The organism is Vibrio sp. OPT24 (assembly GCF_015163545.1).
Lineage (GTDB): Bacteria > Pseudomonadota > Gammaproteobacteria > Enterobacterales > Vibrionaceae > Vibrio > Vibrio cyclitrophicus.
In genome coordinates, this window is record NZ_JADDYI010000020.1 from 353,974 (window position 1) to 376,508 (window position 22,535).

General features: G+C 44.5%; 21 protein-coding genes. 5 read left to right on the forward strand and 16 right to left on the reverse strand.

Features of this window, described 5'->3' with window-relative positions:
* Positions 1–14: 14 nt before the first annotated feature.
* Together relA and rlmD are read right to left on the reverse strand one after the other, a co-directional pair.
* Entirely contained in the window at positions 15–2,237 is a 2,223-nt protein-coding gene (gene relA / locus IQO02_RS07275) for a GTP diphosphokinase (RefSeq protein ID WP_016793492.1), read from the reverse strand.
* 135 nt (positions 2,238–2,372) lie between these two features.
* Entirely contained in the window at positions 2,373–3,692 is a 1,320-nt protein-coding gene (gene rlmD, locus IQO02_RS07280; protein WP_016793493.1) for a 23S rRNA (uracil(1939)-C(5))-methyltransferase RlmD, read from the reverse strand.
* 165 nt (positions 3,693–3,857) lie between these two features.
* On the opposite strand from rlmD, the gene barA reads away from it, so the two are divergent.
* Positions 3,858–6,671, forward strand: coding sequence for a two-component sensor histidine kinase BarA (gene barA, locus IQO02_RS07285; RefSeq protein ID WP_016793494.1), 2,814 nt, complete (start codon positions 3,858–3,860; stop codon positions 6,669–6,671).
* Between the two features lie 114 nt (positions 6,672–6,785).
* Here barA and acpS read toward each other — a convergent pair whose 3' ends face one another.
* From acpS to rpoE, 11 genes are all read right to left on the reverse strand, one after another.
* On the reverse strand, positions 6,786–7,166 hold the full coding sequence (gene acpS, locus IQO02_RS07290) for a holo-ACP synthase (RefSeq protein WP_010435769.1): 381 nt from the start codon (positions 7,164–7,166) through the stop codon (positions 6,786–6,788).
* Between the two features lie 95 nt (positions 7,167–7,261).
* Complete coding sequence (gene pdxJ, locus IQO02_RS07295) at positions 7,262–7,999, reverse strand: pyridoxine 5'-phosphate synthase (protein ID WP_009847651.1); 738 nt, start codon at positions 7,997–7,999, stop codon at positions 7,262–7,264.
* Positions 7,996–8,724: a DNA repair protein RecO gene (gene recO, locus IQO02_RS07300; protein WP_010435765.1), complete on the reverse strand. Its 729-nt coding sequence runs from the start codon at positions 8,722–8,724 to the stop codon at positions 7,996–7,998. The genes pdxJ and recO overlap by 4 nt, the downstream gene beginning before the upstream one ends.
* A gap of 103 nt (positions 8,725–8,827) precedes the next feature.
* On the reverse strand, positions 8,828–9,799 hold the full coding sequence (gene era / locus IQO02_RS07305) for a GTPase Era (protein WP_010435762.1): 972 nt from the start codon (positions 9,797–9,799) through the stop codon (positions 8,828–8,830).
* Positions 9,792–10,469: a ribonuclease III gene (rnc, locus tag IQO02_RS07310; protein WP_010435759.1), complete on the reverse strand. Its 678-nt coding sequence runs from the start codon at positions 10,467–10,469 to the stop codon at positions 9,792–9,794. Before rnc ends, era begins: the two co-directional genes overlap by 8 nt.
* 26 nt (positions 10,470–10,495) lie before the next feature.
* Positions 10,496–11,392, reverse strand: a complete 897-nt coding sequence (lepB, locus tag IQO02_RS07315) for a signal peptidase I (RefSeq protein ID WP_016790040.1) — start codon at positions 11,390–11,392, stop codon at positions 10,496–10,498.
* Positions 11,393–11,489: 97 nt separating this feature from the next.
* Entirely contained in the window at positions 11,490–13,283 is a 1,794-nt protein-coding gene (lepA, locus tag IQO02_RS07320; RefSeq protein WP_010435753.1) for a translation elongation factor 4, read from the reverse strand.
* Positions 13,284–13,420: 137 nt separating this feature from the next.
* Positions 13,421–13,891 (reverse strand): SoxR reducing system RseC family protein, encoded by a 471-nt coding sequence (locus IQO02_RS07325; RefSeq protein ID WP_010435750.1) that lies wholly within the window; start codon positions 13,889–13,891, stop codon positions 13,421–13,423.
* Positions 13,888–14,850 carry a sigma-E factor regulatory protein RseB gene (rseB, locus tag IQO02_RS07330; protein WP_016793495.1) on the reverse strand — a complete coding sequence of 321 codons (963 nt, stop codon included), beginning with the start codon at positions 14,848–14,850 and terminating at the stop codon, positions 13,888–13,890. Before rseB ends, IQO02_RS07325 begins: the two co-directional genes overlap by 4 nt.
* Entirely contained in the window at positions 14,847–15,470 is a 624-nt protein-coding gene (locus IQO02_RS07335; protein WP_010435744.1) for a sigma-E factor negative regulatory protein, read from the reverse strand. The genes rseB and IQO02_RS07335 overlap by 4 nt, the downstream gene beginning before the upstream one ends.
* Positions 15,471–15,496: 26 nt before the next feature.
* Positions 15,497–16,075 (reverse strand): RNA polymerase sigma factor RpoE, encoded by a 579-nt coding sequence (gene rpoE / locus IQO02_RS07340; protein ID WP_008223963.1) that lies wholly within the window; start codon positions 16,073–16,075, stop codon positions 15,497–15,499.
* 389 nt (positions 16,076–16,464) lie between these two features.
* Between rpoE and nadB the strand changes: the two genes are divergently transcribed.
* Positions 16,465–18,081, forward strand: coding sequence for an L-aspartate oxidase (nadB, locus tag IQO02_RS07345; protein ID WP_010435737.1), 1,617 nt, complete (start codon positions 16,465–16,467; stop codon positions 18,079–18,081).
* An 82-nt stretch (positions 18,082–18,163) separates the two neighbouring features.
* On the opposite strand, the gene IQO02_RS22440 is transcribed toward nadB, so the two are convergent.
* Both IQO02_RS22440 and IQO02_RS07350 read right to left on the reverse strand, forming a co-directional pair.
* Positions 18,164–18,604, reverse strand: coding sequence for a protein YgfX (locus IQO02_RS22440; protein ID WP_315897535.1), 441 nt, complete (start codon positions 18,602–18,604; stop codon positions 18,164–18,166).
* Positions 18,552–18,812, reverse strand: coding sequence for a succinate dehydrogenase assembly factor 2 (locus IQO02_RS07350; protein ID WP_004735374.1), 261 nt, complete (start codon positions 18,810–18,812; stop codon positions 18,552–18,554). The genes IQO02_RS22440 and IQO02_RS07350 overlap by 53 nt, the downstream gene beginning before the upstream one ends.
* A gap of 167 nt (positions 18,813–18,979) precedes the next feature.
* Between IQO02_RS07350 and ygfZ the strand changes: the two genes are divergently transcribed.
* From ygfZ to IQO02_RS07365, 3 genes are all read left to right on the forward strand, one after another.
* Entirely contained in the window at positions 18,980–19,951 is a 972-nt protein-coding gene (gene ygfZ / locus IQO02_RS07355; RefSeq protein ID WP_010435735.1) for a tRNA-modifying protein YgfZ, read from the forward strand.
* A gap of 4 nt (positions 19,952–19,955) precedes the next feature.
* Complete coding sequence (locus IQO02_RS07360) at positions 19,956–20,417, forward strand: aminoacyl-tRNA deacylase (RefSeq protein ID WP_016793496.1); 462 nt, start codon at positions 19,956–19,958, stop codon at positions 20,415–20,417.
* Positions 20,418–20,980: 563 nt separating this feature from the next.
* Complete coding sequence (locus IQO02_RS07365) at positions 20,981–21,187, forward strand: DUF1107 domain-containing protein (RefSeq protein WP_010435728.1); 207 nt, start codon at positions 20,981–20,983, stop codon at positions 21,185–21,187.
* A gap of 120 nt (positions 21,188–21,307) precedes the next feature.
* On the opposite strand, the gene IQO02_RS07370 is transcribed toward IQO02_RS07365, so the two are convergent.
* Positions 21,308–22,531, reverse strand: coding sequence for an FAD-dependent 2-octaprenylphenol hydroxylase (locus IQO02_RS07370; RefSeq protein ID WP_016788330.1), 1,224 nt, complete (start codon positions 22,529–22,531; stop codon positions 21,308–21,310).
* Positions 22,532–22,535 lie beyond the last annotated feature (4 nt).

A 22,535-nucleotide genomic window follows, 5' to 3' on the forward strand; every position in this document is an offset into this window, starting at 1 on the left:
GTATGACGAGAATTTTAGCCTAGGCGTTTTACGCTCATGACATCTTTGATTTGTTCTACTCGGCTAGTCACTCGACTCAGAATTTCAATATTGGTCACTTCCAAATCAAAATCCATCACCGATAGCTGACGTTTGTAGTCGATACGGCTCTTCATTGTCGTCACACTAATCTTTTCATTTGAAAACAAAGAGGTGATATCTTTCAATAAGCCATTCCGCTCTAGCGCTTCAACACGCAGCGTTAGGATATATGATCCAACGAAGCCATTACCCCAGACGGTATCAATGATACGCTCTGGTGCGTGCAGGTGAAGCTCACCTAATTGCTCACAATCAGCCCGGTGAACTGAGATACCACGCCCTTGAGTGATATAACCTTTGATTGTATCGCCAGGGATAGGTTGGCAACAACGCGCTAAATGCGTCATCAGGTTATCAACGCCTTCAACGACAACCGCATCTTTCTTAGGGCGGCTTTGTTGCGCGGGTTTGTTTTCTGACTCAAGCAGTTTCTCTAACGCTTTTTTGTCTTCTTCTTCCGCTGTTGGTTTGTTAACCAAGGCATTAATATGATTAACCACTTGGTTAATACGCAAATCGCCACTACCAATACCAGCATAGAGTTCATCTGGCGTATTTACATTGAAACGTTTCAAAGCATATTGATCGGCATCTTTTAGGGTTGCACCCACTTTGGCTAGTTCAACCTCAAGGATGTCTCGACCCGCTTCTAGATTTTTCTCACGACTTTGAGCACGGAACCATGCGTTAATTTTTGCACGAGCACGACCAGAATGAACGAAGCCTGTGGTTGGGTTTAGCCAGTCACGTGAAGGGTTCGGTTCTTTCTGGGTGATGATTTCAACTTGATCACCCATTGATAGCTTATGAGTGAATGGGACGATTCGACCAGCAACTTTGGCACCGATACAACGGTGTCCAACCATCGAGTGGATGTGGTAAGCGAAGTCCAGTGGGGTTGCACCCATAGGTAAATCAACCACGTCACCTCGTGGTGTAAAGGCATAAACGCGGTCATCGAATACTTGGCTACGAACTTCATCCAGCATCTCGCCAGAATCAGACATCTCTTCTTGCCAGTCGATAAGTTTACGCAACCAAGTAATTTTCTCGTCGTAACCACTGCGTCCGCTTGAAGCACCTTCTTTGTACTTCCAGTGCGCAGCGACACCAAGCTCAGAGTCTTCATGCATCTGCTTGGTACGGATTTGAATCTCAATGGTCTTGCCTTCAGGGCCCAGAACTACAGTATGAATTGATTGGTAACCATTTGGCTTAGGGTTCGCCACGTAGTCATCAAATTCACTTGGTAAGTGTTTGTATTTGGTGTGAACCACACCCAAACCGGCATAACAGTCTTGCAGTTGATCTGCGATAATACGCACTGCACGCACATCAAAAAGCTCATCAAACGCTAAGCCTTTCTTCTGCATTTTACGCCAGATACTGTAGATGTGTTTTGGTCGACCGCTGACTTCCGCATTAATGCTTGAACGCTTCATTTCTGCCGTTAAGTCATCAACAAAGTCTGTGATGTATTGTTCTCGGACGATACGACGCTCAGACAGCTGTTTAGCAATCTGCTTATAAGTGTCGGGTTGTTGATAACGGAACGCGTAATCTTCGATTTCCCACTTCAGCTGACCAATACCTAAACGGTTAGCAAGTGGAGCATAAATATTAGAACACTCTTTTGCTGCCGCACGGCGCACAGAATCAGGGGCCTTTTTCACTTCAATAAGGTTACAAATTCGCTCTGCTAGCTTGATGACTACGCAGCGGAAGTCGTCGACCATCGCCAGTAGCATACGACGAACGTTATCGACTTGACCCGAGGCAGCACTGCCTTCAAGGGTCACGTTTAGCTGGCCTAACGCCGCCATTTCTTCAACGCCATCAATCAGCTTTACGGTTTCTTTGCCGTAGTATTCTTCAAACGCTTCACGCTCAAAAACACCACTTGAGACGACTGGGAAAAGTTGTGCAGCGATCAACGTCGCACGGTCCATAGACAGCGTAACCAAGATTTCGATCATCTCACGCCCACGCCAAAGCAGGAGAGACGCTTGATCGTGATCTTTTAACAGCTCTTCACAGTGACGATAAACTTTGATCAGTTTATTCGAGGTCTTTGCGTCTTGATTCAATGACGCAATCCAACTTTCTAGCTCAAACTGTTCGCTTGGGTTTAAATGTGCGCTTCTTACCGCAACCATCATGCCTTCCTAGTTATTATGTTTTATACCCAATTCAATATGACTAACTGATTCCAAGTTAGTTCGACCATATTGATATCAGCGCAGGCTTTCCTGCACCTTTTTGATTCATTTTGAAGCCTTATTTAGAGGCCTCTAAGCCTTGATAAAGAGAGCCATCGATTCTAGATGACTGGTGTGCGGGAACATGTCTAGCATACACAATTTGGCCAATTGATAGCCTTGTTTTTCTAAGCTCTCAGAATCTCTAGCTAGAGTAGCAGGATTACACGAAACATAAACCACACGCTTCGCTCCTAGCGCTGAAATTTGATCAACGATCCCACTCGCTCCAGCACGGGCAGGGTCAAGCAATATTTTATCAAATTTCTCTTTTGCCCAAGGTTGTGAAGACAGCTCTTCTTCTAGGTTTGCTTGGTAGAAATCCGTATTGCTTAACTGGTTTAATGCTGCATTAGATGTGGCCTGTTGGACCATTTCATCTACACCTTCAACACCCACCACAAATGCCGATTGTTGCGCGATCGGTAAACTGAAGTTACCCAGGCCGCAGAACAGATCAAGCACTCGCTCATCGGCTTGAGGTTCTAGCCATTCAATCGCTTGAGCAACCATTTGCTGGTTCACTTTCTGGTTTACTTGAATAAAGTGGTTTGGTTCAAACGGTAACATTACGCCAGTTTCGCTATAAGAAGGCGTATCGCCAACTAAACGAATAAGCTTGTCCGTTTCTGGCATAGTATACAACGTAGCACCTTCAACTTTAGCGAGTGCAATCAATGCTTGCTCATCTTTCTCAACCAAAGGCTTAAGATGACGTAGCACCATAACAGGGCCAGTATCGCCCAAAACCAATTCAACGTGTCCTAAAGACGTAAGGTTGCTGAAAGTATTGAGTAAACTTTTCAGCTTTGGCAGCAATATATTAAGGTGAGGATCCAGTACAGCACAGTCGGTGATGTTTTCAATCTGCTTACTTTGTTTCTTACGGAAACCGAATTGAAGCTGTTGTGTCTTCTTGTCAACAAATAGGCTGATACGCGCGCGACGTCGATAACCGGTTTCATCACCTACAATCGGCTGAGTAACTTCAGTATTCGCCGTTTGATATTGGCTCATCAAATGCGTCAAAGATTGTGATTTATGCTCAACCTGAGAAGAGTAACCAAGATGTTGAAGGTGACAGCCACCACACTGATTAAAGTGATTACAAAATGGCTTTAATCGCAGCTCACTCGGTTTAAGTAATTTGATAAGTTTTGCTCGCGAAAACTTACTTTTGCTCTCAGTAAGTTGAATAACCACCTGCTCACCTGGCAATGCGCCATCAATGAAAACGGGTTTATTCTTCTGATAAGCGATGCCAGCGCCATTGTGATCCATTCGTTCAACCAAAACCGATTGATGCTTGGTCTCGAGTTGAGTTTTCTTTTTTGGTTGGAAAAAACGTGCCATTGCTTGTGCCTAATGTATCTTTTAATAAGTAATTGGTATCCAGGACTCACTATTATGTCTTGGAATCATTGTCGAACGTCACGGCTTTGATTAAGCTTACCGTTCACTTAACCGCCATTGTGTGCGTTATTTTCCCATATCCAGACCTCGATGTAATTAAAGAACATGACCAGATATGGCTTAAGAGCCCGTGTAATTACCTTAACTCTAGCTCCAACCCTGATTATTGGGCTGCTATTGAGTGCATTTTTCTCATTTAACCGCTATCAAGACCTTGAGGGTCAAGTGGTTAATACTGGTACTAGCATCATTGAACCACTGGCGATTGCGAGTGAATCAGGCATGAAACTCGAAAGTCGAGAGTCTGTTCGTCAGTTGATTAGCTATGCGCATCGAAAAAATTCTAAACTGGTGCGCAGTATCGCGGTATTTGATGAACGCCATGAGCTGTTTGTAACCTCAAACTTCCACCCAGACTTCGAAAGCCTTACCTATCCTAAAGATAAACCGATTCCGCATTTAAGCTCATCGAACCTACTCGATAACACGCTGATTCTTCGGACGCCTATCATCGCTGAGGGGCAGTACATCAACTCAGCCAATGGGCAGTCTCAAGCCAACCAAGCGATCGGTTATATTGCGATAGAGTTAGACCTGTCATCACTGCGATTACAGCAGTATCAAGAGGTGTTCTCTGCTTTCTTGGTATTAATTCTTGGGCTTGGGCTCTCTGGTGTATTTGCTTTTCGCTTGATGCATGACGTAACGCAACCGATCACACACATGAAAAATATGGTCGACCGAATTCGTCGTGGTCACCTAGATGTGCGTATCGAAGGAAAAATGCATGGTGAGCTAGACTCATTGAAAAACGGTATCAACGCGATGGCGGTATCGCTATCAGAATACCACGTCGAAATGCAGCACAGTATCGACCAAGCGACCTCAGATCTACGTGAAACGCTGGAGCAGTTAGAAATTCAAAACGTTGAGTTAGACATCGCGAAAAAACGAGCTCAAGAAGCGGCGCGAGTTAAGTCTGAATTTTTAGCGAATATGTCTCACGAACTGAGAACGCCGCTGAACGGGGTGATTGGTTTTACTCGTCAGATGCTTAAGACGCACCTATCGAACAGTCAAACTGATTACCTGCAAACCATTGAACGCTCAGCCAACAACCTGCTTAGCATCATCAACGATATCTTGGACTTCTCGAAACTTGAAGCCGGCAAACTGGCTCTAGAGAACATTCCATTTGAGTTCCAAGCTAGCCTTGAAGAGGTAGTGAACCTTCAAGCAACCAATGCTCATGAGAAAGGGCTAGAGCTGACGCTTAAGATCGATCCGAAAGTTCCACCAGGTGTGGTAGGAGACCCACTCCGAATCCAGCAAATTCTAACCAACCTAGTAGGTAACTCAATCAAATTCACTGAGCGTGGCAACATAGACATCAGTGTTGAACTCCGCTCTCAAACCGAAGATAGCATTGAGCTACAGTTCATGGTTCGAGATACCGGCATTGGTATCTCTGAGCGCCAACAAGCTCAACTATTCCAAGCGTTCAGCCAAGCCGATGCAAGTATTTCTCGTCGTTATGGCGGTACTGGTTTAGGCCTAGTTATTACCCAAAAGCTGGTGAGCCAGATGGGAGGAGAGATAAGCTTAACCAGTCGCCTACACCAAGGTTCTACGTTCTGGTTTACGTTGAGACTTTCTTCTACCGATATGCCAATGACAGAGCTTATCGAAACACAGTGCCTACAAGACAAACAGCTCCTGCTGATCGAACCAAATATGCAAGCGGCATCGATCACTCAGCAGATCTTGACCCAAGAAGGCTTAGTGGTCACTTATCGTTCGGTGATGCCGGACGAGTCTACCTCGTATGACTACGTTCTACTCAACCTTGCTGCAAATCAAGAATACCAATTTGATACCGTAAGTGGTTGGGCTATTGGCGCTAAGAAGATCGCTCAAAATGTAATTATAGGAACACCAAGTACCGAACTCGCGCTGGGTGAGCAATTAATGAAAGAGGTCGATGTTCAGTGCATAACCAAACCTCTCTCTCGTAAAAAACTGTTGCAAACTCTCGTCTCTAATCAGGCGCCAACCTTGATTGCACCAGCGATTGAGACTCACTCGGAAGAGAAGTTGCCGCTCACGGTATTAGCGGTTGATGACAACCCAGCCAACCTTAAATTGATTACCGCGTTGCTAAAAGAACGTGTAGAAACGGTCATAAGTTGCACCAGTGGTCAGCAAGCGATCGACAAGGCAACAGAAACACACTTTGATATCGTCTTCATGGACATTCAAATGCCTCAAATGGACGGTGTAACCGCTTGTCAGAACATTAAGAAACTGGCTAATAATGCGAATACACCCGTGATAGCCGTGACAGCTCATGCCATGATTGGCGAACGTGATCGACTGCTTGCAGCAGGTATGGATGACTACCTCACCAAGCCAATTGAAGAGCACGTTTTACAACAGGTGTTGATACATTGGAGTTCGACATCAGAGGTTGAGCACATTGAAAAAATAGATCCAGCGCATCCGGCGGTATCCACTGAAATAGACAGTAGCCAAATATCAGAAACAGAAGCGAACGAACATAAGAACATCATCATTGATTGGCAAGCAGCAATGAAACAAGCCGCCAACAAAGAAGATCTCGCACGCGATATGCTGAAGATGCTAGTGGACTTTATCCCTGAGGTTTATGAGGCCGCAGATAAGGCCATTGAAGACAGTGATTACCCAGTTGAACAGTTGATACACATAATCCATAAGATGCATGGCAGCAGTTCATACAGTGGTGTCCCAAGGCTAAAATCGGTTTGTGCGACGATAGAGAAAGAGTTACGTTTCGGCACTTCCGTTGAAGATATCGAGCCAGAACTTTTTGAACTTCAAGATGAATTAGATAAGGTTCAAGCAACCGCAATTCATTATTTGAAACCGGCCAAGAGATAACAGCGGTAGAACGGCTGAGCGCTCTAAATGTAGACCAATAAAAAGCAGAGCCTATGAGCTCTGCTTTTTTTCTAATTCTGAATTCGAACTAGATTAAGATTAGCGGTAATTTGTTTATGATTCGAGTAAGACCGTTGCTACTGCATAATGCCGCTCATCGGAAATAGTCAGATGGATCGACTTGGTTCCACTTGCTTCCGCAATTTCACGCGCTTTTTTATGCAGACTCAATACGGGCTTGCCATGCTCATCATTAGAAACCTCAAAGTCGTGAAAGGTCACACCAAGCGCGATGCCGGTGCCTAACGCCTTAGATGCAGCTTCTTTTGCCGCAAAACGCTTCGCAAGATAACGCCCTTTCTGCTTGAGTTGCTGAAATACTTCAAACTCAGAATCCGTCAAAATTCGCTGTGCGAAAGCGTCACCACTTCTCGACAACGCCTTTTCGACACGTTCAATTTCTGCGATATCTGTACCTAATCCAACAACAGCCATGTTTACCCTACTACCAAATTTCTATCGATTAACTTTAACTATTTTACTGATTAACCGCTTAACGCTTACTACTAAACTACTTACTCGTTAAAGAACTAAGCGTTGTTGCGTGCTGTCTCCATTACGGCTTTCATGTCTGCAACGGCTTTGTTTAAACCATCAAAGACTGCGCGTCCCATGATCGAGTGGCCAATGTTCAGCTCATAGATCTCTGGAAGTGCCGCAATCGGTGCTACGTTGTGGTAAGTCAGACCATGACCTGCATTAACTGTAATACCAAGATCATCAGCGTAGCTTGCGCCTGCTGCAATTTTTTTCAGTTCGTCTTGTTGGTCTTCTTCTGTTTTCGCGTCAGCATAGTGGCCAGTGTGCAGTTCAATGAACGGTGCGCCACACGCTTTTGCCGCATCGATTTGCTCACGGTCAGCATCGATAAACAGAGATACTTTGATACCAGCAGCCGACAGTTTCTCTGTCGCCGCTTTGATCTTTTCAAGCTGACCAACCACATCCAAGCCACCTTCAGTCGTCAGTTCTTCACGCTTTTCTGGAACCAGACAAACAAACTCAGGGTTAGTATCGAGTGCAATTTGAACCATCTCGTCCGTCACTGCCATCTCTAAATTCATACGAGTTTGAATAGTTTCAGCCAGAATACGTACATCGCGATCAACAATATGACGGCGATCTTCGCGCAAGTGAATGGTAATGCCATCTGCCCCCGCACGTTCAGCAATTTCAGCTGCGTGTACTGGATCTGGGTATTTAGTACCACGTGCATTACGCAGTGTTGCAATATGGTCGATATTAACGCCTAAAAGGATTGAGCTCATTTTCCAATACTCCGTGCTCTAGAGAGAGCTATTGTTGGCATAAATAGCTCTCTACTTTTTAATGGTTTGCCGCCAAGATACGGCTTTAAGGCTATGCGTGTAAAGCGTTTTGCCGCTTTTAACTGCTCTTTAGTGATAAACCTACGTTCGCTGATTGCGATAAGTTCATCGCCCATGAATGTCAGGTTATCTCTGCGTATCGAAGCGATGAAGCCTTTCTGTTCTCGATAGCGATAAGTCATACTAGGATCAATCGTTTCACCGGTGCCCGCGCAATGTAAAAAGTCGACGCCGTATCCCATAGCGGATAATAGAGCCAACTCAAAACGACGCAGCGCTGGCTCAGGGTTCTCATTATGAGCCAGTTCTGTTAAAGCATGAAGATAGTCGTGAAAAAGAGCAGGCATGGCGACTTCAGCCATCAATACTCGGCCGATTAACTCGTTCACATACATAGCTGAATACAGATTGATACCGGCGAGGGGAAGCCCTAAGCTAATAGGCTCAGCTTGGCGTAACGTTTTCATTGAACCATTGCCTGACCACTTAAGCAGTAGCGGCGTAAAAGGTTGCAATGCACCTTTCAAATTGGAACGCTTACTTCGAGCGCCTTTAGACATCAACGTCACCCGACCGAACTCTTCACTGAAGACATCCAGAATCAGGCTCGACTCACTGTATGGTCGACGGTGCAACACAAAGCATCGCTGTAACCCTTCGCTCAATCACTTACCCTTATTACAGATACAAAAAGAGAGAGTTCGCACTCTCTCTTGGATTTATATTTAGTTCAACTTTCTTATCGAAGAAAGTGATACTCAGCCTATATTATAGATCGTCGATGTAGCCTAACGAGCGAAGTGCACGCTCATCGTCAGCCCAACCAGACTTAACTTTAACCCAAGTCTCTAGGTAAACCTTACGACCGAATAGTTCTTCCATATCGATACGCGCTTCACGACCAATCGTTTTGATCTTCTCGCCCGCTTTACCAATTACCATCTTCTTCTGACCAGTACGTTCAACAAGAATCAAAGCATTGATATGGAAACCATCGTTATCAGGGTTGTAATCAAAACGTTCGATTTCAACCGTCACCGAATAAGGTAGCTCATCACCTGTAAAGCGCATTAGCTTTTCACGGATGATTTCAGATGCCATAAAACGTTGCGAGCGATCAGTCACATACTCTTCAGGGAAGTGATGTGTCGCTTTCGGTAAATGCTCACGTACGTGCTTACGCAGTACATCAATGTTTTTACCTTGCTTCGCCGAAATAGGTACAACATCAACGAATTCCATCTTCTTAGAGACTTCCATCATGTGTTGCATTACATCTGTACGGTCTTGAACGTTATCTACTTTGTTAATACAAAGTACCACTGGGAAATCTGTTTTTCTCAGCTTATTCAATACCATTTCATCATCTTCAGTCCAATGTGTACCGTCAACAAGGAAGAATACTAGGTTCACATCACTCAGTGAGCTATTCGCCGCACGGTTCATCAAGCGGTTGATTGCACGCTTTTCTTCAATATGAAGTCCAGGAGTATCAACAAAAATCGCTTGGTAATCACCTTCAGTTTCTACGCCCATAATACGGTGACGTGTCGTCTGAGGTTTACGTGATGTAATAGAAATTTTCTGTCCCAGAATATGGTTCAGAAGCGTCGACTTACCTACGTTTGGGCGACCGACAATAGCGATGAAGCCACAGTGTTGGTTTTCCGGTAGGCCCGTTTTTTTGCTATCAGATGAAAAGAATGCATCGATATCGAAATCTTGGTTGTTATCAGACATTGCTTAGTTGCTCTAATGCTGTTTCAGCAGCCGCTTGTTCTGCCTTGCGGCGGCTAGTGCCTTTACCGATAACAGGTTTATCCACACCTGCCACTTCACACTCAACCGTAAACTCTTGGTTGTGTGCTTCACCTTTAATATTAGTCACTGTGTAGACAGGTAGAGGATTTCTTCGACCTTGCAAAAACTCTTGTAGACGAGTTTTCGGATCTTTTTGAGATACTCCAGGCTGAATAGCATCTAGGCGAGATTGGTACCAGCTTAAAATAATGCCGCGAACCACTTCGGTGTCACTATCTAAATAGACAGCACCGATGATCGCTTCGACAGCATCCGCTAGAATAGAATCGCGACGGAAACCGCCACTCTTCAACTCACCTGGACCTAATTTTAAGTAATCTCCTAGTTCGAATTCACGACCTAGTTCTGCCAATGTATGACCACGTACTAATGTTGCGCGCATGCGGCTCATATCACCTTCGTTTACCTTAGGAAAACGGTGGTAAAGATCATCAGCGATAACAAAACTTAAAATTGAATCGCCCAGAAACTCAAGACGTTCGTTATGTTTACCTGCGGCGCTGCGGTGAGTCAGCGCCAAGTGGATAAGATCGGCATCATTAAACTGATAGCCAATCTTTCTCTCTAGTTTATCAATTGGAGAATTCATGCTCTCTCGATGTGTTATGTGATCGATTAATGAATCCCACCGATGCGATTAAAACGCACACCAGTAGGAATCCATGTTGGAAGTATACTGTCTGAACCGCGTTCGAATTCGAAGCTGATCCAAATAGCAACAGCCTTACCAACAAGGTTTGCTTCAGGGACAAAGCCCCAGTAACGGCTATCGGCACTGTTGTCACGGTTATCACCCATCACAAAGTATTGGCCTTCTGGAACGACCCATTCATTAACACCATTGCGAGGCTGATATGCTTGCACACGATCACGACGTAATGGGTTAACTAAAATCTGGTGCTCTACGTCTCCAAGCTGTTCGTTCAGCTGAATCAGAGGCACACCATCTTGAATAAATTGACTTTCTTCAACGTTACTTAGTTTCACTGGTTCACAGCTACTTGTACCCTTCGCCTGAATACAGATCTCTTTACGACTGCTGTAGCGAATCGTATCACCTGGCATACCGACAACACGCTTAATGTAGTCAATGTTCGGCTGAGGTGGATACTTAAATACGATTGAGTCACCGCGTTCTGGTTTGCCTGTTTCTACCAATTGAGTTCGCCATACTGGGTCTTTCAGACCGTACGCGTACTTCTCTACCAAGATGAAATCACCAACCAAAAGGGTTGGCATCATCGAGCCAGAAGGGATTTGAAACGGTTCATAGATGAATGAACGCAAGATCAAAACAAATGCAATTACCGGGAAAATGGACACACTGTTCTCAACCCACCAAGGCTGAGCCGTAACTTTTGCGCTGATTTCAGCGTCTAGGCCATTCGATTGTGCTTCAACGTCAGCAAGCTTTTGCTGGCGCTTCTTCGCCCACACAAACTTTTCCAACGTCCATACAATGCCGGTTACTAGAGTTACGATCACTAAGATAAGCGAAAATGTGTTAGCCATTGATATCCCTTAAATTTCATTTCTTTAAAAATAACGAAAGTGAAAGAGTAGCGAGCTACTCTTTCACTTTCAATTATTCGTTTAATGCTGGATAAAGTTAGTCTTTTCCAACATGAAGGATTGCAAGGAAAGCTTCTTGAGGCAGTTCAACGTTACCGATCTGCTTCATACGCTTCTTACCTTCTTTTTGTTTCTTAAGAAGTTTCTTCTTACGACTGATATCACCACCATAACATTTTGCGATTACGTTCTTACGCAGTTGTTTCACTGTAGAACGAGCAATGATGTGGTTACCAATCGCTGCTTGAATCGCGATATCGAACATCTGACGAGGGATGAATTCTTTCATCTTCTCTACCAGTAGACGACCACGAGACTGGGCAATATCTTTATGCGTAATGATCGCTAATGCATCAACGGTTTCGCCATTCAGCAATACGTCGACACGTACCATGTTTGATGGCTCGTAGCGTTGGAAGTTGTAATCCAATGATGCGTAACCGCGAGACGTTGACTTCAGACGGTCGAAGAAGTCTAGAACGACTTCTGCCATAGGAAGATCATACGTCACAGCAACTTGGTTACCGTGGTAAACCATGTCGACTTGTACGCCACGCTTCTCAACACACAGTGTAATTACGTTACCTAGGTAATCAGAAGGTACCAGAATATTACAGCGTGCAATTGGTTCGCGAATTTCTTCTAGGTCATTAACTGCTGGCAGTTTAGCCGGGCTATCAACGTACAGAACCGTTTTATCTGTTTTTACAACTTCATATACTACTGTTGGTGCAGTCGTAATTAGGTCTAGGTCGTATTCACGCTCTAAACGCTCTTGAATGATCTCCATGTGAAGCATTCCTAAGAAGCCACAACGGAAACCAAAACCAAGTGCTGCTGAACTTTCTGGTTCGTAGAACAACGATGCATCGTTCAGGCTTAATTTGCCTAGCGCGTCACGGAAGTTCTCGTAGTCATCAGATGATACAGGGAATAGGCCTGCATATACCTGAGGTTTCACTTTTTGGAAACCAGGTAGACGTTCAGTGCTGCCGCCTTTAGCAAGCGTCAACGTATCACCAACCGGTGCACCTAGGATGTCTTTAATACCACAAACAACCCAACCTACTTCGCCAGTATTTAGCTCAGTGGTGTCGATTTGCTTAGGAGTAAAGATACCTAGACGATCAACACCCCAAACTTGGTCTGTCGACATAACTTTAATCTTGTCGTTCTTCTTCAGTTTACCGTTTTTAATACGAACCAAAGAAACAACACCAAGGTAGTTATCGAACCAAGAGTCAATGATCAGTGCTTGTAACGGCGCTTCAGGATCACCTTCCGGTGGCGGGATTGCCGTCACGATGTTCTCTAAAACGTCGTCGACACCCAAACCTGTTTTCGCAGAACAGCGAGTCGCTTCCATCGCATCGATACCAACGATCTCTTCGATTTCTTCTGCAACACGTTCTGGTTCAGCTGCAGGTAAGTCAATCTTATTCAAGATTGGCACTACTTCCAGTTCCATTTCAATCGCGGTGTAACAGTTAGCTAGAGTCTGAGCTTCAACACCTTGGCCAGCATCCACTACAAGAAGTGCGCCTTCACAAGCTGCTAGAGAACGAGATACTTCGTAAGAAAAGTCTACGTGTCCAGGAGTGTCGATAAAGTTAAGTTGGTAAGTTTCACCATCTTTAGCTTTATAATCTAAAGTCACACTCTGCGCTTTAATTGTAATACCACGCTCGCGTTCTATATCCATAGAATCGAGGACTTGAGCTGCCATCTCACGTTCACTTAATCCTCCACAAACTTGGATTAAGCGGTCAGAAAGGGTCGACTTACCGTGGTCGATGTGGGCGATAATCGAAAAATTACGAATGTGCTTCATAGGCTTGGTGTGACTAAACTCTTTGAATAGGGATAATAAGAAAGCCGCGACACGTCCAATCTAGATTCAGCATTGGTGGCGGCATTTCAATCAAGTTGGCAGATTCTACCCAATTTAAGGGCAAGAAGCATCATAAATTAGACGAGAGACTCACCTAGAATTCGAATCAATACGACTTCTTGCTTGGATTTGTCTTCCATAGGTTTGGCCAACCGCTTCGCTAAGGCAATCCCACCAGCAGTAAACAGCGCTGCACTGAGTATGACTATCCCCTCGCCCCCTTGGAGCAAGGGTTGTAACAAGAGTTGTCCAAAACCAGCACCAATCATCAACATGAAAAGTGGGATGAGATAAACGATCGCAGCCGACTGAAGTAGGCTTTTTTCTGGAAAGCCAATTTCTACAATTTGTCCTGCTTTGACTAAACTTTTGGTTTTAAGCTGCCAAAACAAAGATTTATTGCCAACAGCCTTAGTCACAATACCCGTGCCGCAGCTTTTTTGAGAAGAGCAACTGCTACAACTAGTTTGTTGTTCACAGCTCAGCTGAACAAAATATTGCTTACCTGTTCGTTCGACCGAGCTAACGGTCGCTAACGCGGTCATCATTGCGTTGACACCTGTTTGTTGAACGTCACAGATTGAGCTACACGTTTGGCGGTTTCTGGCGGAATATCACCAACGACAGAGATTTCTTTATCGCCAATCACTAAGCTGTGTAAGGTTCTGCGCCCTTGGCGTACCAATTGCCCTTTCAATGAATGCTCATCTTTATCGGCGATATACACAGAAAAGCTAAACAACCCATCACTAAACAGCTGACTTTCGACCATTTTATCGGTCGCTGCCATTTGATAACGACTAAGCTCTTTTGACTTAAACCCTTCCGGAATCCAGGCAGCTTGCCAGTTAGTTTCGCTCACAAGACCTTCTGGCAGTGATAGAACCTTAGGTAACTGAGCTTGATTCAAGCCTCCCATAGCCTCGGCAATCTTGTCACTCACCACGAAAGAGATGGTGCGGTACTGTTCAAGCACTTCGCCATCACGGTCAAGAAGGTCTGCACGCAATGGAAGGCTCGTTTTTTCATCAACCCAAACCACGTAAGAGTAACGAAGGCCGTCTTTCGGCACGACACGTAGGACTTGAGTGGTGCTGCCCGCCTCACGAGAACGTCCAACTTTTACAAAGTCGTAGAACTGATTAAGAGATTCGATATCTCGATTAATCATTGGAATAACAGGTGCAACCATACTGCCAGACTGAATAGTAAAAGGCTCTGTTCCCGGTTCGATATAGCTAACTTCATTGCCACGTCGAATGACTTCACGAACAGGGCCACTCAGATAAACAAGGTGTGCAAGTTGTTGGTCGTCTTTAACTGCATGTCGATAAACCAGAGGTTCGATACTGCTCTTCTTTATCAATATGTAGGAGAGTTCGTAATTTAGATGCTGACTGGCCTCGTTCATTTGATGTAACAATGCCTTTGCAGTAGTTTCCTCTGCAAAGGCTGTTGGAGACATCAAGCTGAACAGTGTCAGTGCACTGACCAGGATTTTCTTCATTCAATGTCCGATTCTAGATGTGCATCTTGCATTGGCGATGCATCACTGTTTAATCTTAGTTGTAGCTCATAATCTTCTAGCATTGCATGAACGCGTTTACGCTGCTCTTGCAAGTTAGCTTCAGATGCAGGCTTTTCAACAGAGTCACGAGTCAAGCTTACTGGTTCAGCAGAGCCCGCAAATGGAATCGTTTGTAGCACAGGCAACTGTTCTGGTGCTGCTGGATCGCTACCACCATATTGCTGAACACCTAGAACAACGGCCAGAGAAACACACGCTGCCACGGCAACTTGTCCAAACTGTTGTAACCACGCAGGAAGCTGACGCTTCGCTTGCTGAGGTTTGGGCTGCTCTTCAATTGGAGTAACAGCCGGTTCTAAATTCACTTGGTGCAGATTCGACATTGAACCATGAGCAGGCTCATTATCAAGCGCTGCCGCAACACTGTTAGCAATGTTCCACTCTGGAGTTTCTGGCGCATCCCCACGCATAACATCACCAATTAAATGGTAACTCTGCCAGGTATCCATGCTTTCTTGATCAGATTCTAAGTCTACTATGAGAGCTTTATCGATCGTTTCACCATCCATGAGTGCCGAAAGCTTTTCTTTATCAGCCATTATTTTCACCATAATTATTACAAGTTCTAGCGTTGCAAAAGAGGCTTAATTTTCTTTTCCACCGCTTCACGAGCTCGGAAAATACGCGAACGTACGGTTCCTACAGGGCAATCCATTACTTCTGCAATCTCTTCGTAGCTCAAACCTTCAAGCTCACGTAACGTCATTGCAGTTTTTAAGTCTTCTGGTAACGCTTCAATCGCTCCAAAAACGACTTGTTTCAATTCTTTTGACAGCGTTAAGTTCTCAGGGTTCGATATTTCTTTTAAAGCGCTGCCTGTTTCGTAATATTCTGCATCTTCTGCATCTACATCTGTTGCTGGCGGCCTACGGCTTTGGGCAACAATATGATTTTTAGCGGTGTTCACGGCAATTCGGTACAGCCATGTATAGAAGGCACTCTCGCCACGAAAGTTAGGTATCGCGCGGTAAGCTTTAATAAAAGCTTCTTGTGCTACATCAGGTACATCACCGGAATTATTCACGTATCGAGAGATAAGATTACAAACTTTGTTTTGATACTTAACCACTAGTAAGTTAAATGCCTGCTTATCTCCACTCTGAACTCGCTCAATCAACACTTGATCGGTTAGCTGCTCGTTCATTCGAGCGGGTACTCCTATTGTTATAACCCTTACCTTCACAGATATGGGTACTAATTATGCGAAATGTAGTATTGACACCACCGTCTACAAGAGCACTATTGTGACTGAGCCAAATACCGAAAGTTCCAACTTTCTTAAAATTATTTGCCATTATTGTTTCACAATGTGATGTAATAAAAACAGCTATCCCTATAAATTTGGGGAAACTTGAGCAAAAGCAATGGTATTGAGCAATTAAATATTTCTAGATAGCTGTCTATATCTTGATTTTGCATAGCGTTTTAGGATGGCTCAAGGAAGATTATAACAGTCTTAGCGCATCTCCTAGAACAAGACAAAGTCAATTGAGAGTGGACAACTCGACTATAGCCCGGGATTGAATAAGTGTTATGAACGCAAACCGTGAACATCAGTGTGATGTATTAGTGGTAGGAAGTGGTGCGGCAGGCTTGTCATTAGCCTTACGTGTAGCTGAACATGCAAAAGTAATTGTATTGAGCAAAGGACCACGCAGCGAAGGATCGACGTATTACGCACAGGGTGGTATCGCCGCGGTGTTCGATGAGTCGGACAGTATTGAGTCTCACGTAGAAGATACTCAAATTGCTGGGGCTGGGTTATGTGAAGAAGATACCGTTCAATTCATTGCTGAAAATGCAAAAGAGTGTGTTCAGTGGCTGATTGATGGCGGCGTTCCATTTGATAAAGATGAGAACAGTACCGAAGGTCAACCGAAATACCACCTCACTCGTGAAGGTGGTCACAGCCACCGAAGAATTCTGCATGCGGCCGATGCCACTGGCATGGCGATGCAAACCTCACTACAAGATAACGTCAATAATCACCCAAACATCGAGATCTTCGAGCGCCACAATGCACTTGATTTGATCACTGAAGATAAAGTTGGTGGTTCAAAAGACAAGGTTATCGGTGCCTACATCTGGAACCGTAACCAAGAACACGTGGAAACCGTGCGCGCTAAATTTGTTGTACTAGCAACTGGCGGCGCTTCAAAGGTTTATCAATACACGTCTAACCCAGATGTTTCTTCAGGTGATGGTATTGCTATCGCTTGGCGCGCGGGTTGTCGAGTAGCAAACCTTGAATTCAACCAATTCCACCCAACTTGCTTGTTCCACCCAGAAGCACGTAACTTCTTGCTAACGGAAGCACTGCGTGGTGAAGGCGCTTACTTGCGTCGCCCAGATGGTTCTCGTTTCATGAAGGACTTCGATGAGCGCGGTGAACTGGCGCCTCGCGATGTAGTCGCTCGTGCGATTGACTTCGAAATGAAGCGCCTAGGTGCTGACTGCATGTATGTCGATATCAGCCACAAGCCTGAAGATTTCATCACAACGCACTTCCCAATGATCCACACTCGCTTGATGGACCTTGGTATCGACATGACCAAAGAGCCTATCCCGATAGTGCCTGCAGCGCACTACACTTGTGGTGGTGTCATGGTCAATAAGCAAGGTCAAACTGACCTAACCAATCTATATGCTATTGGTGAAGTGAGCTATACCGGCCTACACGGTGCGAACCGTATGGCTTCTAACTCACTGCTTGAATGTGTGGTTTACGCCTGGGCTGCAGCCAAAGACATCGTTGAAAACATCGATCAGTCTCAGCTTTGTGCTGAACTGCCAGCATGGGATGAAAGCCAAGTCACCAACAGTGATGAAGAAGTTATCATTCAACATAACTGGCACGAACTACGCCTGTTCATGTGGGATTACATGGGCATTGTTCGAACCGATAAACGACTAGAGCGAGCTTTACGTCGTATCCAAATGTTGCAACAAGAAACTCATGAGTACTACAGCTACTTTAAGGTTTCAAATAACCTGCTAGAGCTGCGTAACTTATTACAAGTTGCTGAACTGATGGTGCGTTGTGCGATGCAGCGTAAAGAGAGTCGCGGTTTACACTACACATTGGATTACCCTGAGCTTGCAAAAGACAGTGGCCCAACGATTCTGACGCCAGAGAAAAACCAGTCATAATCATTATTTAAAAGCGACTAGTGAATCAATTATTTAACTAAACGCAATCAAACGAAAAGGAGCCTAGTGCTCCTTTTTCTTTTTATCGAGTGTTCTCATTAACCTCATGCGGTCGTTGTAAGTTCGTCAGAAAATGGCGATATTCACGTTCGCAACAGCTATCACGCCAAAGCAGTACCGAGTGCCCACATTCGAATTTTAACTTAACGAAAAACTGTGCCCAGGTCTTATCGACTGACTTTAATTTGTAGGATTGATCATTCAGGCGAATCTCACCATCTTCTTTGTAATCAAAGTATCCATGTGCGGTATTAAGGATCACATGATCGGATCTAAACAAGCTGAAAATTAGAGATAAACAATAGAGAGCGACAACGAGCGGAATAGAAGATAGGACAATGAAAAACAAAAGGCACCCAAAAATAGTGCCTTTTGCAAATAATGCGAAATACGAAGGGTTAAGCTGAAGCTTAACGAACCTTGCTGAGGTTGTGTGCGACAATTTTATCAACCATTGATGCATGGCCTAGGTTTTCACTGCGTCCGTGTCCCATCACCCAAGTAAACAAATCTGGGTCATCACACTCAAGTAGAGAAACAAACTCACGCTGTTCCTGCTCTTGCAATGAATCAAAACACTCTTCAAAAAATGGCATGATGACAACATCAAGTTCTAACATGCCACGACGGCAACCCCATTTAATTCGTGCTTTCTGCTCTGCAGTGTACATTGGCTATCCTCACCTATAATTTTTCTTTCTCGGAGTGTAACAAGTCATACGCTCTGCAACTACTATGTGAGTCACAGTCCCTATCTAAGCTCACAAAAAAACCTAGGCTGACAAAGAAACAGAACCGGATTAACATAGAGCCAAATAAAATTCTTAGGAAAGATAAAATGGATTGGAAAAACACATTTCAGCCGCTCGCTCATACGCAAAATGAATCGCTTCCAGAACTGATGATGACACACGTGTCGGATTGGAGCGCAATTACCATGATAGGCGATGACAAAAAATCATACCTACAAGGTCAAGTTACATGCGATGTCGTCACTCTTCCTAATGATGAATCTACATTAGGTGCACATTGTGATGCGAAAGGGAAGGTATGGAGTATCTTTCGTTTGTTCCACCACAACGGTGGCTACGCACTCATGCAGCCTAAATCTGCGATTGAAGTAGAGCTCGTTGAAATCAAAAAGTACGCGGTGTTCTCTAAGGTCGATATCGAGCAAACGTCTGACGTTGTTATCGGTGTGATGGGTGCGTCTGCTAATCAATACATTGATTCCATTTCAGAAAGCCAAGGTAATGTACGTGCTATCTCTGGTGGTACGGCTGTTCTAGTATCAGATAACCGCTGGGCTCTACTTGTTACAGAAGAAGCCGCTGAAGCCTTGGTATCAAACAGCGCTGCGGAGAAAGTATCAGAAGCGCTATGGCAGTATCATGAAATTCTTGATGCTCAGCCTAACCTATCGAAAGCAGAGCAAAACGAACACATTCCTCAAGCACTTAACCTGCAAGCGATTGGCGGTATCAGCTTTTCAAAAGGCTGCTACACAGGTCAAGAAACGGTTGCTCGTGCTAAGTATCGTGGCATGAACAAGCGTGAAATGCGTATTGTTTCAGGAACGACTTCAGATGTACTGTCTCTTGAGAATACGATTGAACTAGAACGCAGTGTGGGTGAAAACTGGCGTGGTGCAGGTCGACTATTAAACGTGTATCAATTTGCTGATAACTACGCGATTGGTTTGATGGTGCTACCAAACAACCTTGATGACGATGTTCAGCTTCGATTGACAGCACAACCTGACCAAGTGTGGAACATTCTGCCACTGCCTTACAGCCTTGACGAAGAGTGACCACGTGGAAACACTGATAACACAATGGTTAGATCAACAGCAGGTGGACTATCGCCTGCTGATGCAAAGCAAACCAACCACCAGCATTGAAGAGACAGCGCAAGAACGAAGCATCGATGCCTCTCAAATGGTCAAGTGCATCCTGCTCAAGGATATGGGAAACCAGTATGCGTTAGCTTGTATTGCTGGTGATCGCCCTATCGACCCGAAGAAAGTACGCTCGGTACTGAATTGCCGTCGAATGACCTGCGTATCACTGAAAGATGTTGAAGCCATCACCGGCTTTAAAGCTGGATGTGTCGGGCCGATTGCTCTGAAGAGACACATGCCGATCATTTTTGATCCTTCCATTCAAAAAAACTCGACCGTTACTATTAGCTCCGGTGACCGAATGGCTGGAGTTGCGCTGAATCCCAATGATCTAATGGCACTTTGTGCACCAATCGTTGCAGACATCAGTCGATGATCTTTTCGATCGCGCCTTCGCTCTCAAACTTAACTACAACTTTGCATTGAGTACATTTTTAGTGTGAAGTTTGTCATAAGAAGAGCACTGTAGTAGTAAATATTTAATCAAAATAAAAGCATAAGTAGTCACAGAGGTGAATTTGCGTTATTGTGGGTTTACTGACTCGCCTTAAGGCAAATCAGTACAAGTGAATCCACTGAGTAACATCAGTATCCACTTTTGTGTAATGCATCTGTGACTATTCGCCCGTTTTAGACGGGCTTTTTTTATACTTAAAATTTACAATTTGATTACACAAACAAAAAAATCCCGCCTATTCTTATACTTGTAACATTACCACTGCTTAATACCGGACAGGAAAGTTCACAGCAGTTCACTACTCAGTATTATTTTGGGGAGGAGCTCACGTAAAAATAGATATTTACTGAAGAAAGTGCTTAGAGCAGCACAAATATCTAATTCACGTTAACTCTACTGCATATAACTCCATACTTGTCACACTTATTATCTCGGAGTTTTTCTATAATATGCAGGCTAGGTAAATATAAGGATAATTTAGAATGAGACTGTTTAAGCGCTATACACCGGGTATGATTGCTAAACATGTAAGTCGACTTTTCAAAGGACGAATCTACATTTACGGCGTAGGAAAATTTGAGTTTGATAACGGTAAACTAGTGCTGCCAGATCGAGCAGAAAAACGTCACTTTCAAACTGTGAAAGAGATAAATAGTGAAATTATGAAACTGCGCTGCGCATACGCATGATCTGATTACCTAAAGAATTAAAAACAAAAAGGGTTGGCATTATGCCAACCCTTTTTTCGTGTTTGTGATGCAATGACTAAAATCTTCTATTTGCTATCAACAATGACTCGTCGTGCGCGACTATCGTTGCGATACGGGACGTTTGGCTAAATCAGGAAGATTACCTGATAAGCCAAGTGCCCGCTTCATGATTTCATCTTTCGCGCCAGGCAGTTGACCCGCTAGCTTCATACCGATGCCACGAATCAACTTCTTGGCTGGATTATCGCCTTCAAACAGATCTTTAAAGCCCTGCATTGAAGCAATCATTTTCGCCGCCTCTGCTTTTCTCCAGCGCTCATAACCACGAAGATTGCGCTTGGTACCAATATCCTCACCAGCACCCCATAACGTTAATAGCTCTTGCGCTAAGCTTGCTGCGTCTAATAGGCCAAGGTTCACGCCTTGCCCTGCTAACGGGTGAATCGTATGAGCAGCATCACCCACCAAAGCAACACGCTCTACAGCAAAGTCACGTGCATAACGCATGCGCAGAGGGAAGGCAAAACGATCACCAACCACTTCGCATAAGCCAAGTTTTGAGTCAAATTCAGCAGTCAGTTGCTTGTTAAAATCAGCATCTGACATTGATACAAGCTTCTCTGCACGATTAGGATCCGTTGACCAAACAATCGAACTCATATGGCTTGGCTGCATTGGTAGGAATGCCAAAGGCCCTTGTGGTGTGAATATCTGACGAGCAACGCTGTGATGCGGCTCTGTGGTCTTGATATTCGCGACAATCGCACTGTGGCCGTAATCCCAATGTGTCAGAGGGATGTCTTGCTGCTTACGAACCCAAGAATTTGCGCCGTCCGCTCCAACGACCAACTTGGCTGTCAGTGCTTGTCCATTATCTAATGTTAACCATGCTTCGCTTTCACCAATCGCCATCGTTTTGCAGATTGCAGGCATGTATAGGCTAACGTTGTCTTGCTTCTTAACCTGCTCAAGCAAAGCTAATTGGATCACACGGTTTTCAACAATGTGGCCAAGATTAGGCTGAGCCAAGCGCGTTGAATCAAACTCAATGCGAGCAAAGCTGTCTTGTTCCCATACTTCCATCGCTTGGTAAGGTGCAGCGCGCCTTTGTTCAATGCCTTGCCATGCGCCTAAATTACGAAGAATCAATTCGCTCGAACGACTCAGAGCCGAAACTCGAACATCAGGTAATTCACTAAGCCCTTCGCTAGGTGCCTTGCCTTCAATAACAGCAATTCTTAAGTCACTGTCTTTCAGTGCTGCAGCGAGTGCTAAACCAACCATGCCACCGCCAACAATGGCGATATCAACACTTTGCATCATTATT

What these genes read in the sequence shown, in the direction of transcription:
- relA (WP_016793492.1), bottom strand. Translation starts at nt 2,237, where the DNA reads ATGGTTGCGGTAAGAAGCGCACATTTAAACCCAAGCGAACAGTTTGAG.
- rlmD (WP_016793493.1), bottom strand. Translation starts at nt 3,692, where the DNA reads ATGGCACGTTTTTTCCAACCAAAAAAGAAAACTCAACTCGAGACCAAG.
- barA (WP_016793494.1), top strand. Translation starts at nt 3,858, where the DNA reads ATGACCAGATATGGCTTAAGAGCCCGTGTAATTACCTTAACTCTAGCT.
- acpS (WP_010435769.1), bottom strand. Translation starts at nt 7,166, where the DNA reads ATGGCTGTTGTTGGATTAGGTACAGATATCGCAGAAATTGAACGTGTC.
- pdxJ (WP_009847651.1), bottom strand. Translation starts at nt 7,999, where the DNA reads ATGAGCTCAATCCTTTTAGGCGTTAATATCGACCATATTGCAACACTG.
- era (WP_010435762.1), bottom strand. Translation starts at nt 9,799, where the DNA reads ATGTCTGATAACAACCAAGATTTCGATATCGATGCATTCTTTTCATCT.
- rnc (WP_010435759.1), bottom strand. Translation starts at nt 10,469, where the DNA reads ATGAATTCTCCAATTGATAAACTAGAGAGAAAGATTGGCTATCAGTTT.
- lepB (WP_016790040.1), bottom strand. Translation starts at nt 11,392, where the DNA reads ATGGCTAACACATTTTCGCTTATCTTAGTGATCGTAACTCTAGTAACC.
- lepA (WP_010435753.1), bottom strand. Translation starts at nt 13,283, where the DNA reads ATGAAGCACATTCGTAATTTTTCGATTATCGCCCACATCGACCACGGT.
- IQO02_RS07325 (WP_010435750.1), bottom strand. Translation starts at nt 13,891, where the DNA reads ATGATGACCGCGTTAGCGACCGTTAGCTCGGTCGAACGAACAGGTAAG.
- rseB (WP_016793495.1), bottom strand. Translation starts at nt 14,850, where the DNA reads ATGAAGAAAATCCTGGTCAGTGCACTGACACTGTTCAGCTTGATGTCT.
- IQO02_RS07335 (WP_010435744.1), bottom strand. Translation starts at nt 15,470, where the DNA reads ATGGCTGATAAAGAAAAGCTTTCGGCACTCATGGATGGTGAAACGATC.
- rpoE (WP_008223963.1), bottom strand. Translation starts at nt 16,075, where the DNA reads ATGAACGAGCAGCTAACCGATCAAGTGTTGATTGAGCGAGTTCAGAGT.
- nadB (WP_010435737.1), top strand. Translation starts at nt 16,465, where the DNA reads ATGAACGCAAACCGTGAACATCAGTGTGATGTATTAGTGGTAGGAAGT.
- IQO02_RS22440 (WP_315897535.1), bottom strand. Translation starts at nt 18,604, where the DNA reads ATGCATCAATGGTTGATAAAATTGTCGCACACAACCTCAGCAAGGTTC.
- IQO02_RS07350 (WP_004735374.1), bottom strand. Translation starts at nt 18,812, where the DNA reads ATGTACACTGCAGAGCAGAAAGCACGAATTAAATGGGGTTGCCGTCGT.
- ygfZ (WP_010435735.1), top strand. Translation starts at nt 18,980, where the DNA reads ATGGATTGGAAAAACACATTTCAGCCGCTCGCTCATACGCAAAATGAA.
- IQO02_RS07365 (WP_010435728.1), top strand. Translation starts at nt 20,981, where the DNA reads ATGAGACTGTTTAAGCGCTATACACCGGGTATGATTGCTAAACATGTA.
- IQO02_RS07370 (WP_016788330.1), bottom strand. Translation starts at nt 22,531, where the DNA reads ATGATGCAAAGTGTTGATATCGCCATTGTTGGCGGTGGCATGGTTGGT.